Origin of the sequence: Sphingobium sp. B1D7B (assembly GCF_025961965.1) — a bacterium.
In the GTDB taxonomy this organism is placed as follows: domain Bacteria; phylum Pseudomonadota; class Alphaproteobacteria; order Sphingomonadales; family Sphingomonadaceae; genus Sphingobium.
The window spans coordinates 1,443,279-1,454,642 of record NZ_JAOQOR010000001.1; the positions used below are offsets into that span (position 1 = coordinate 1,443,279).

Below are 11,364 nucleotides of genomic sequence, written 5' to 3' on the forward strand. Positions count from 1 at the left end.
CGCACCTGCCATGTGGGATGAGGGGCAGCGCCTCCCATCCCGCGTTCGTCGGCATTTTGAGGAAATGGCCCGCGGGACTGTGGACAAATTCCTGTGCCACGCAACATCTGCGAAGGGGCGGCCGGGATCGCTCGGTCCACGTCGAAATGCGATCTTTGCCGATTTTCCCCGTTCGTGCTGAGTAGGGTCTGAGGTGCGCCGCAGGCGCGTATCGAAGACCCGTATCGAAGCATCGCAAGCCCTTCGATACGCCGCTTCGACAAGCTCAGCAGCTACTCAGGACGAACGGAGGGAATGCCGGCAACGGCGTCGCGCCCCACCTGTCCGCGTTCAACACCAAAGGCGGACCACAGCTGTACCCGCTTTAGAGCGGTTACGAAGGATAGATGAGCGGCCAGTTTGTCGTGGAAAGCAGACTGGCACCTTTTCGAGGCACTCGCGCCTAAGTCTCGGCAGACGAGGCTAGTCCAGAAACGATCAACGCAAGACCGACAAGCGCAATGACGAGAGAAAATGTCTCCATCGGCATCGACATGAAACGGTTGGTCGCGGGATACCAAAGACGTTGACCAAGATGCTTCGGTTTAGTCCGCTCTATGCGTCGCTTATTCCAACGTGTTCCAGCAGTCCAGTTAATCGCCGCTGCCACGATGAACGAGACGCCCCAATACCATGTGCGATCTTTGAGAAAGGGTGCGCCAGCTTGAAGAATAAAGCCAAAGACAATCATGGTCAGGAGGACGATGACCATCGTCATGTATCCTTTACCCGTCCACCATGCGATAAACATAACGCCTCCTCCTTCGGATATCTGAGGCGGAGCTTAATTCGCAGGTCCGCTTTCAAGCGACCTAGCATAGGGCCGAATATGGCAGCAATGTCATCGTATCCGGAACGTCCGCTTTCGCGGCCAAAGGTCGGATAACAGCCATGACTGCTTTGGAGTGCTGAGACAGTTCGGCGAATGGCGAGCTTGGCTCGAGAGGCGGACTAACTCGCCAGTCTGACCGCAGCCATTAACAGCGACCAAGCCATCAACAGAAAACCGCCTTCTCTAACATTGCGAGAATATCCCCGCCTTAAGAGAAACCACGCAAACACAAGAGGTAGTATTTGAACTCCAAGTATCAGCGCCAAGCTAAGACGGCGCGGTTCGAATAAGGGATCACTCTGGTCCGTTAGTTGCATTGATACAGTCTGCTTGGAAAACCGACCGTCCGCAATGGCGTCTTGACCGGGAATGGCCGTTGACCAGCCGAAATATCGGACAACCGCCATCCAGCGCGGCAGTCAACCTTTCCCTCGCCGCCTACGCTGCTCGTTCAGCCCCGGCCACGCTTGGGCTGGCAATCGCGAGGCCGCTGCCCAGCACGAGCGCGTCCTCGACAAAGCCGGTCGCGGTCTGCCCATAACGCCGCATCGCTGCGCAGCGCAGGCGCCAGCCGATGTAGGATGAGGCCAGCGCCGTCCCGACCGCGACGGCCGCGCCCAGCCCACGGCGGCCGCGTGGCGCCAGGGCGGCGCCGGCATAGGCCGCTGTCACGCTGCGCACGGCGAGGCCGATCGGCACGATCCGATCGGGCGCGCTCTTCATCTTGTCGCCGGCCATCTCCGCCGCCGCCAGCGACGCCGTGCCCGCCGCGATCAGCGGATTGCGCAACAGGCCCTGCAGGGGCAGCACCACCGGAATATCCCCCTTGCGCGTGCCTGTCGCCACTGCCGCCAAGGGCGTCATGCCACGCTGCCCGGCCACCAGGCCGATGAGGAAGGATCGGATCATGTCGCGTTCTCCGTAGATGGGTTCGTCTGGAGAACTGACGCGATGCGGGGATCGTTCCGGGGCGTGAGTATTCTTGGGCGGCGTTGCGCGAGGGGCACCGCCGCCGTCCTACGGCTGCACCGGCGGCACGCGCATCTCCAGCATGGCGCGGGTCTTGCGGCTGATGCCCCACAGGATGCCGGGGCGGTTCTCGTCCCAGTCGATCGCCTGGCCTTCCGCCTCCATGGGCACGGTGGCGATATGGTCTAGCGTGGCGCCGCCCTTGGGTAATTGCGTCACATAGAGCTCGGGATTGTCATGGCCGGAGAGCCACAGCCGTCCGTCGGGGCCGAACCCGCCGCCCGAGATGCTCATCGGCGCGATCCGCTCGAGGATCGTGGCGGGCAGCGCCCAGCTTTGCGTGCGGCGCCAGTCCGTATCGAACTGGACGAGGGTGGTGTGGCGGTGGTCGCGCGGTGCCTCGCCGCCCTTGCCGTCATAATTGGCGAACAGCCCCCACCAGTGTCCGTCATGCCAGTCGACCCAGGTCAGCGAGCCGGTGCCAAGGCCGAGCGAGACGGTGCGCTTGTGGGCGAGGGTGACGGGATCGAAGATCTCGACCGAACTGGCCTGTGGCACGCTGGGGAAGTTGGAGGCCGCGCACACCAGCTCGGCCTTGATGAGCGCGCAGCTGTTGATGTGCGGGTAGCGCGCCGGCTCGCCAGTCCAGACTGCCCGCCGCGCGCCGGTCTTGCGATCGTAGCGGGCGATGGTCCAGTTGGCGACGGCATAGACATCGTTCGGGCCGACCGCCACGCCCTGCCGCGCTTCCTCGGCAGGGATGCGGCGCAGCGTTTCGGCCGGCTGGCCCTGGGGCGGGGCGGCAGCGGGTGTCCCCGCCGCCGCTGCCGCCGTGGCGGCACTGGCTGCCAGAGCGAGAAGCAGGCCCATCAGAAATTCGCCGCCACGCCGAACCAGAAGGTCCGGCCATATTCAGCGGATTCCTGCAGGTAGGTGCGCCCGGGCCCGACCAGCTCGCGCCGGCCCTGATTGTTGAGGTTCTGCCCCTCGGCATAGAGCGTGATGTTGGACGTGACGCGATAGCTGATATTGGCATCCAGCGTGCCACGGCTCTTCCAATATTGGTCGGCATTGGGGATGGTGTCGTTGATCGTCTCCAGGAAGCCGCCGATATAGTTGTAAGACAGGCGCCCCTCGAACTTGCCCTTCTGATAATAGACCGAGGCGTTCCACACCGTGTCCGGCTGGAGGAACAGGCCGGTCACGCGCGGGCCGGCCGTGGTGAGGAAGGTGAAACGCGTATCGAGGAAGGTCGCGTTGGCGCTCATGCCCAGCCCGTCGAACGGATCGGGCAGGAAGGTCAGCGCCTGCTGAAGGTTCAGCTCTAGGCCCTTGATGGTCGCCGTTTCGGCATTGCGCGGTTCAGAGACGAGTACGCTCTCCGGGCCCCGGCCGACATCGATCGTCTCCACATTGGAGAGGGTGAAGATCTCGTTCTTGATCTTCTTGTGGAACAAAGCGGCGGAGATCACGCCATCCTTCGGGTAGAACTCGAAGGAGAGATCGAAGCCCCGGCTCTCGCGCGGCTTGAGGCCCGGATTGCCACGGGACAGCGTTGGCTGGCTGCCATCGAAACTGAGCGTCTCGCTCGCCGCGATGGAGGAATAATCCGGCCGGCCGATGGTGTTGGTATAAGCGCCGCGCACCACGACGCGGTCGGTCACATCCCAGCGGATGTGCGCGCTGGGCAGCCAGTTGCCATAGCTGCCGTCCGTCGCGATCTGGGTGAGCGCGCTTCCGAGCGTGCGATAGGCATCGGAGGAGACTTCCGTGCGCTCATAGCGCAGGCCGCCGAGCAGCGTGACATTGCCGATCCGGGTGCTGCCCTGCACATAGCCGGCATAGACGTCCTCGTTGACCTTATAATCGCCCGCCTTCGAGGCGACGGTGGTGGTGAAGCGGCTCTGATTGGCCTGATAGAAGGCCGGAAAGGCCTGCGCATCGATGCGGATCGGAATGTAGAATTTGTCGCGGATCGCTTCGCTCGGCCCGGCGGTCACCACCTTGTCGAGCGTGTAGGTGAAGCCGCTGGCGGCCTTGTAGTCGGTCCGCTCGACTTCGTTCTTGCGGCTCGTGAGGCGCAGCACGGCGCCGGTCTTGAGCTTGATGCCGCCGTCGATGCTGTCATCGCCATAAGTGAAGTTCAGGCGGAACTGGCCGCTCTTCTCCAGCGACTTCTCCAGATTGCTGCGCTGCTGCTGGAGATAGAAGTTCTGCGGGTTCACCGCTGCGGCGGTGTTGGTCGGCGTGAACACGGGGTAGAAGTCCGACGTATCATAGCTGAAGGCATAGCGGGTCGCGTCGGCATCGCGGGTGCGGAACTCGATGCTCTCATTGGGCACGCGCATCCGCCCGAGCGAGAACACCGCGTCGCCGTCCAGCTTCCATTGCTCGCCGCCATCCCAGGCGAAGGCGGTGCGGCCGAGCGCGACGAGGCGCCGCGTAATCGGCTGGTTGAGCTGCACGATGATCCGCCCGCGCGCGAACTGACCGCTGGTCTGCGTCTGGTTCGCGACATTGCCGATCGGCTCCATGCGATATTCGATGCGCTCCTCATCGTCCTCGGTGCGGGCGACGACGCCGGAGAGTTCCCAGCGGAACGTGTCGGAGGGGCGCCATTCGAGCTTGGCGTTGCCGCCGGTGCGCTGCTTGGTGTTGTTGTACCAGAAGAGGCGGTGCTGGGTCGGCACCTGGATGCCGTTGCCGGTCGCCGCGCCGCTGTCCACCGGGGCGCCGGCGGCGGTATATTCGCGTACGGAGGGGCTGGCTACCTCGATCTGCGGAATGTCGTAATCGAGCTGCTCCTGGCTCGCGCCGATCACGATGCCCCATTCGTCATCCGCGCCGAAGGTGGTGCCGGCGGCAAAGGCCAGCCGGTAGGAGGGCTTGCTGTTGCGCACCTCGCCATGCTGCTCATAAATGCCATAAGAGGCGATGCCGTTGAAGAACGGCCGCCCAGCATCGAAGGCGCTACGGGTGGTGATATTGATGATGCCGCCGACGGCATTGGCGTCATTCTCCGGCGTCACCGTCTTGATGACCTCGATCCGCCCCGCCATCACGGAGGGCACGATGTCCAGCGGCACGGTGCGCCCGCCCGAATCCACGCCGGCCACCAGCGCGCCGTCCACCGTCGTACGGTTGTAGGTGGATTGCAGGCCACGCAGCACCGGGAAGCGCGGCTCACCCTGATCCTCCTGCACGGAAAGACCCGGAATGCGCCGCAGCGCCGCCGCCGTATTATGGTCCGGCAGCTTGCCGATATCGTCGGCGGAGATCGCATCCATCACCGCAAACGCCTCGCGCTTCTCCGCCGTCGCCTCATATTGCGCGCGGCGCTGGCCGGTGACGACGATGGTGTCACCGTCCGCACCGGCCTCGCTCTCGGCCTCCGGAACGGGCGCGGATTGTGCGAGGGCAGGCGTGGCAAGCAGAATGGCCGAGCACAGCAAAGCGGCCCGGAAAGTCGGGTAAAGCGGTTTCATTGTGGTGAGTCCCCAAAAGCAGGTTTTGTTCTGGGGGCGGCAGATAGGGAGGCGTTGCGTCAGGGAGGTGACGGGACTGCGTCATGCGCGTGAAGGGATGATGACGGATTGGTGACGGGTGGGGCGAAAAAAATTACTGGAACTCACTAAGCCCACGGCCGAGATGGAAGAGGAGCTGGGGTTGCCTTTTTAGCGCTTATCAATGCGACTTGACCCGACTTTCGAGGATGTCCAGAAGCAAGCGCAACCCTCCGATATTGAAGAAAATGGATCATGACGCTCGATATCCGAGGCAGCCTCAAGAACACTAAGCTGAGCCACAACCCTTATGTTGTGCTTGAGGAGTTAATCTCGAATAGCATCGACTCATTTCTGATACGGAAGGCGTCAGACGGTTCCGTTAATGATATGCGGATTGCGGTGGAGGTACGGTTTTCCCCAGGTGACCTCGTCGGCGGCACAGAGATGATGACAATCTCCTGTCGCGACAACGGCTGCGGCCTGGGTGACGAGCAGCTCGCTGCCTTTCTTACTAAGGATACATCCTACAAGGACGACCTCGAAATAACGGGAATTGGCCAATGTAAGGGTGCGGGCCGCATTCAATACTTTCATCATTTTGCTGCCGTTTCATTGGAAACTACTTTCATGATGGAAGGTCGCCGTAAATTCCGTTTCGTGAAGTTTCACGAGCCGAAGAAGCAGCTCGACTATGATGACTTCATCACTTCCGAGAGCGCAGAAGGCGAAGTTGGCACGCTGATTACGTTGGACGAATTGAAGGACAGCGTTCGGCACAAAATCTTCGAGGACGAGAGGCTCAGCGAATTTTTTTCCGCTAAGAGGCTGCGGCATCGCACCCTCGTTGCGTTTGTTCAGCGGCTGGTTAGCCTTGCTGGCCGGTTAGGTGACTTTCAAGTTTCTTTTAAAACCGACCATTGGAAGGAGGGATCGGAAACAGACTCTGCGCCAAAGACCTGCCCGAGATGACCGCCTCGGTTGACGTAGAAGTGGCAGAGTGCGATCCTCAATCCGGCAGTCCGCTCGGACGATTTCAGCTCTTCAGGGTCGTTCACTACCAACTCGACCCATCGTATTATGACCTTCCGCGTAATGCGATAGCGCTCTGCGCGAAAGCCTCTCCGGTTCGGGATCTGACCGGCTACTATTTGAAGGCAAGAGCTGAACAAAACAATCCGGTCAACGGCTACTACCACATCGTGCTCGTTGAGGCAGGTTATCTTGATGCCCACGTGAATGAGCAACGCGATGACTTCGATGATTTGCCGGCAGACATTCCTGACACCCTCTTCAACGAGGGGACAATCTCGTATGCCGCGATTCACGAAGCCATTGATCCTGTTATCGGCAAGATGGTTGTTCCTTCGAGTTGGCGTCGGGAGGACGTCCTGACCGATATCGAAACCCAGTTTGGCGTGAGTGCCGCGATGCTAGAGGATACGGATACGCGTGTTCAGCACGGCGATAGCGCCAAAGCGGTGGTTGAGCGGGTTCTCAAGAAGTACCAGGAGCGGGTGATCGGCGCGACTTCTCAAATCTTTGATCTTAAAGAGGAAATAGCGAGAACAGAGCCGGATAGCGATGATTTTCGAAGGAAAATCAATGAGCTGTCCTGGATGTATACGTCATCGTTAAAAGACTTTGACATGGCAAATCTGTCTCAGCTGGTCGTCCGTCGCGCGGCCATCGTCGAAGTGCTCGATCTTGCGTATCGAAAACAACTGGCAATTCAGCTTCCTCAGGAAAAGACGAAGCGTAAAGATGAGCGCATAATCCATTCGATCTTCTTCCCGATGCGCAAGGATAGTATGGAAATATCCGACCATGATATCTGGTTGCGTAGTGAAGAATACCACTATTACGACTATATTTCTTCAGACAAGCCGTTGGCTGGGATCGAGTGGGAGGGATTCGGCAAGCTGTTTGAGCCTGATGTCGACGTTGAATTCGAGGCACTGTTGGCGGGCCGAGAGGAAACAAATCGTGCCAAGCGGCCCGATATTGCACTGTTCAGCCATGAGGGCTCTGCAATCATCGTGGAGTTTAAAGCCCCAGGGGTTAGCATGGATGACCACGTTGGCGATCTTTCGGAATACGCGCATCTGCTCGCGGCTAAATCCCGCGGCAAACTAAGGAAGTTCTATTGCTACCTCATTGGCGACACGGTTAACCCTCTGCGGCTTAGTGGCTGGACACGCTTCGCTGAAGGCAAGGGTTACTTCCAGAGCGCAAAGCTTTCCGATCCTGAAACTAGCATAGCGCTTGGCGAGATGTATTCGGAAATATTGTATTACGAGGACATCGTGTCTCGCGCGCGCAAACGGATCGGAGTGTACCGTGAAAAGCTTGGCATAGAAATTGCGGCAAATGTAGGAAAAGCGCGCCACACGGGAATGCGTTGAGAGAGCGGAGCGATAAAGTGAGGCGTTGGTTTCCTCCTACAGCATGGGCGGTCTCAACTCTCCACATCCTCCCCGCCAGCAGGTGACAAACCCCGGCGCTACCCTTATGAAAGCCGCCATGCCCCGTCTGCGCTTCACAGCCGCGACCACCCCCACCACCCGGACTAGCACCGGGGTCGTCGGCACGCGCCTCATCGATTGAAGCGCGCAGGACCGAAGGCCCCATCCCAGCAGCGGATCGGGGCGGTCATGCGCTTCCGGCCCGTTCCGCCTCTTCCCAAGTCTCCCGCACTTGCCTAAGCGGCAAGCCGCACAGCAGGAACCAGACCGATGACGCAACAGGTGACAATCACGCTCCCCGATGGCTCGCAGCGCGAGTTTGCGCGCGGCACCACGCCGGCGGAGATCGCCGCCGCGATCGGCCCCGGCCTCGCCAAGGCGGCGCTGGCTGCGCGGGTGGATGGCGAGCTGGTCGACATCACCCGCCCGCTGGAGGCCGATGCGCAGCTGGCGCTGGTCACGGCGAGGGACGAGGCGGACGCGTTGGAGCTGGTCCGCCACGATTATGCGCATATCCTTGCCGAGGCGGTGCAGGCGCTGTTTCCCGGCACGCAGATCACGTTCGGTCCTTCCACGGACGACGGCTTCTATTATGACGTCGCGGCGCCGGCAGATCGCGGCCCGTTCACCGAGGAAGACCTGCCCGCCATCGAGGCGAAGATGCGCGAGATCATCGCGGCCGACAAGCCGCTGCGCCGCGAGGTCTGGACCCGCGAACAGCTTATCGAACGCTGGACGGGGCAGGGCGAGCGCTTCAAGGCGGAATGGGCAGCGGAACTGCCCGGCGACGAGGATCTGACTGTCTACTGGTCCGGCAGTGACTGGCTGGACATGTGCCGCGGGCCGCATCTCGCCTCCACCGGCAAGGTCGATCCGCAGGCCTTCAAACTCACGCGCGTTTCCGGCGCATACTGGCGCGGCGACCAGAAGAACGCGATGCTCAGCCGCATCTACGGCACCGGCTGGCTCAACAAGAAGCAGCTCGATGCTCATCTGCTGCGGCTGGAGGAAGCGGCCAAGCGCGATCATCGCAAGATCGGGCAGGAGATGGACCTGTTCCACCTCCAGCAGGAAGCGCATGGCAGCGTGTTCTGGCATCCGCAGGGCTTCGTCATCTGGCGCCAGCTGGAGGCCTATATGCGCCGCGCCATCGATGACGCGGGCTACAACGAGGTGAAGACCCCGCAGGTGATGGACGCGCGCCAGTGGGAGCAATCCGGCCACTGGGGCAAATATCGCGAGAATATGTTCGTCATCCCCGACGAAGTGCCGAATGTCGAGGACGAAGGCCCGCTCGTCTCGGACGATGCGCAGTGGATGGCGCTCAAGCCGATGAACTGCCCGGCGCATGTCCTCATCTTCCGCCAGGGCATCAAGAGCTATCGTGATCTGCCGCTGCGCATCTACGAGAATGGCTGCTGCCACCGCAACGAGCCGCACGGCGCGCTGCACGGCCTGATGCGGGTGCGCCAGTTCACGCAGGACGATGCGCACATCTTCTGCCGCGAGGACCAGATCGTCAATGAAGTCCGCGCCTTCTGCGCGCTGGCCGACCGCATCTACAAGGACTTCGGCTTTACCTATTCGATCAAGCTCGCGCTGCGCCCGGAAAAGCGCTTCGGTTCGGACGAGATGTGGGATCTGGCCGAGACGGAACTGCGCAACGCCGTCATCGCCGCTGGCCTTGCGACCGAGGACTATGGCTGGGAAGAGCTACCCGGCGAAGGCGCCTTCTACGCGCCCAAGCTGGAATGGCACCTCACCGACGCCATCGGCCGCACCTGGCAGGTCGGCACCATCCAGTCCGACCGCGTGCTGCCCGAGCGGCTGGACGCGAGCTATGTCGGCGAGGATGGCGCCCGCCACCGTCCGGTGATGCTCCACCGCGCGATCTTCGGCAGCTATGAGCGCTTCATCGGTATCCTCATCGAGCATTATGCCGGCAAGTTCCCGCTGTGGCTGGCGCCGGTGCAAGCAGTGGTCGCGACCATCGTCTCGGATGCGGACGGCTATGCGACCGAGGTGGTCGAGAAGCTGCGCGCCGCCGGCATCCGCGCCGAGACCGATCTGCGCAACGAGAAGATCAACTACAAGGTGCGCGAGCACAGCCTCGGGCGCGTGCCCAATCTTCTGGTCGTCGGCCGTCGCGAGGCGGAGGAGGGCACCGTCGCCCTGCGCCGTCTCGGCAGTGACGAGCATCAGAAGGTGCTGAGCGTGGATGAAGTCATCGCGCAACTGGTAGCGGAAGCCACGCCGCCGGATCTGGCCTGAGTGGAACTCAGCCCCTCTTCTCCGGGGGAGGGGCTAGAAGAAGGGCAGCTGATGAGCATCCCCATCCGCAAGGCGACTCCGGCCGATCTGCCGCGCGCGCTGGCGATCTGGCGGGCGGCGGTCGATGCGACGCATGGCTTTCTCACGCCGGAGGACCGGGTTGAGATCGACCGGATGGTCGAGCACGAGCATCTTCCCTCGGTCGACCTGTGGGTCGCGACGGATGCGGCCGGCACCGTCCAGGCCTTTCTCGGCATGGGCGAGGACGAGATCGATTCGCTGTTCGTCGATCCGGCCGTGCATGGTCAGGGCTATGGCAGCGCTCTTGTCGCGCACGCTCTCGCGCTGGTGCCCGGTGCAAAGGTGGATGCCAGCGAGCAGGCGCCTCAGGCCATCGCGTTTTACGAAGCGCGTGGGTTCGCGCGCACGGGGCGCTCGGAGACTGATCCGGCAGGGCGGCCCTATCCGCTCATTCATTTCCGCCATCCGGGCTGAGGGATGCCGCAAGGCCGGGCCCGTTCATCATCGGTCTCGCTGATGATGGCCCTTGCCGTGAGCGGCTTGCGATCCTAAATGCACGGTGCACGCAACTGTGACCTTCGCGCCGCAGTTTGCCTCGTGTCGCGCTACGGCCTCTTTCCGTTCTCATGGAAAACCGGTAAGGTGCGCATCTCGCATATGTGAATTGGCAACAGGAGAAACTGCTATACGTCCCCCGATGATGCGCCGCCCGATGGCGCCACAGCCCGCGAACGGCCCCCGCTACAATGAATTCATCAGTGTGCCCAAGGTGCGCGTCATTGATGAAGAGGGCGAAAATCTGGGCGTGATGTTCACGCGCGAGGCGATCGAGCAGGCAGCGGACGTCGGTCTGGACCTGGTAGAGGTCTCTCCCAATGCAGATCCGCCGGTCTGCAAGTTCCTGGACATCGGCAAGTATAAGTACGAGGCCCAGAAAAAGGCGAATATCGCCCGCAAGACCCAGAAGACGCAGGAGATCAAGGAGATCAAGATGCGTCCGAACATCGACGATCATGATTATGATACGAAGATGAAGAAGGTCGTCGATTTCATCGGCGAGGGCGACAAGGTCAAGGTCACGCTGCGCTTCCGCGGCCGTGAAATGGCGCACCAGCAGCTCGGCATGCAGCTGCTCCAGCGCGTCGCCGAGAACACGGCCGAGATCGCCAAGGTCGAATCCTATCCGCGCCTCGAAGGCCGGCAGATGCTCATGGTGCTCGCGCCCAAGGGCTGATATTTTTCGGTCGGGGGGCGGTGCCTGCGC

9 protein-coding genes are annotated in these 11,364 nt (G+C 61.7%); 5 read left to right on the forward strand and 4 right to left on the reverse strand.

Annotated elements, in window-relative coordinates; all coding sequences use genetic code 11:
- Positions 1-442: 442 nt before the first annotated feature.
- From M2336_RS06500 to M2336_RS06515, 4 genes are all read right to left on the reverse strand, one after another.
- Complete coding sequence (locus M2336_RS06500) at positions 443-757, reverse strand: hypothetical protein (RefSeq protein WP_264574375.1); 315 nt, start codon at positions 755-757, stop codon at positions 443-445.
- Positions 758-1,309: 552 nt separating this feature from the next.
- Positions 1,310-1,780, reverse strand: coding sequence for a DUF4126 domain-containing protein (locus M2336_RS06505; RefSeq protein ID WP_264574376.1), 471 nt, complete (start codon positions 1,778-1,780; stop codon positions 1,310-1,312).
- 108 nt (positions 1,781-1,888) lie between these two features.
- The gene (locus M2336_RS06510; protein WP_264574377.1) at positions 1,889-2,710 is read right to left on the reverse strand and encodes a hypothetical protein; all 822 of its coding nucleotides are present in this window, start codon (positions 2,708-2,710) and stop codon (positions 1,889-1,891) included.
- Entirely contained in the window at positions 2,710-5,325 is a 2,616-nt protein-coding gene (locus M2336_RS06515) for a TonB-dependent receptor (RefSeq protein ID WP_264574378.1), read from the reverse strand. The genes M2336_RS06510 and M2336_RS06515 overlap by 1 nt, the downstream gene beginning before the upstream one ends.
- A gap of 273 nt (positions 5,326-5,598) precedes the next feature.
- Here M2336_RS06515 and M2336_RS06520 point away from each other — a divergent pair, with 273 nt between their 5' ends.
- The 5 genes from M2336_RS06520 (at position 5,599) to infC (ending at position 11,334) form a co-directional block, all read left to right on the forward strand.
- The gene (locus M2336_RS06520) at positions 5,599-6,315 is read left to right on the forward strand and encodes a hypothetical protein (protein WP_264574379.1); all 717 of its coding nucleotides are present in this window, start codon (positions 5,599-5,601) and stop codon (positions 6,313-6,315) included.
- Entirely contained in the window at positions 6,312-7,748 is a 1,437-nt protein-coding gene (locus tag M2336_RS06525) for a hypothetical protein (protein ID WP_264574380.1), read from the forward strand. Before M2336_RS06520 ends, M2336_RS06525 begins: the two co-directional genes overlap by 4 nt.
- A gap of 330 nt (positions 7,749-8,078) precedes the next feature.
- Positions 8,079-10,079 (forward strand): threonine--tRNA ligase, encoded by a 2,001-nt coding sequence (thrS, locus tag M2336_RS06530; protein ID WP_264574381.1) that lies wholly within the window; start codon positions 8,079-8,081, stop codon positions 10,077-10,079.
- A 51-nt stretch (positions 10,080-10,130) separates the two neighbouring features.
- Positions 10,131-10,574, forward strand: coding sequence for an acetyltransferase (locus M2336_RS06535; RefSeq protein WP_264574382.1), 444 nt, complete (start codon positions 10,131-10,133; stop codon positions 10,572-10,574).
- Between the two features lie 223 nt (positions 10,575-10,797).
- Positions 10,798-11,334, forward strand: a complete 537-nt coding sequence (gene infC, locus M2336_RS06540; protein ID WP_181558636.1) for a translation initiation factor IF-3 — start codon at positions 10,798-10,800, stop codon at positions 11,332-11,334.
- The last annotated feature ends 30 nt before the right edge of the window (positions 11,335-11,364 follow it).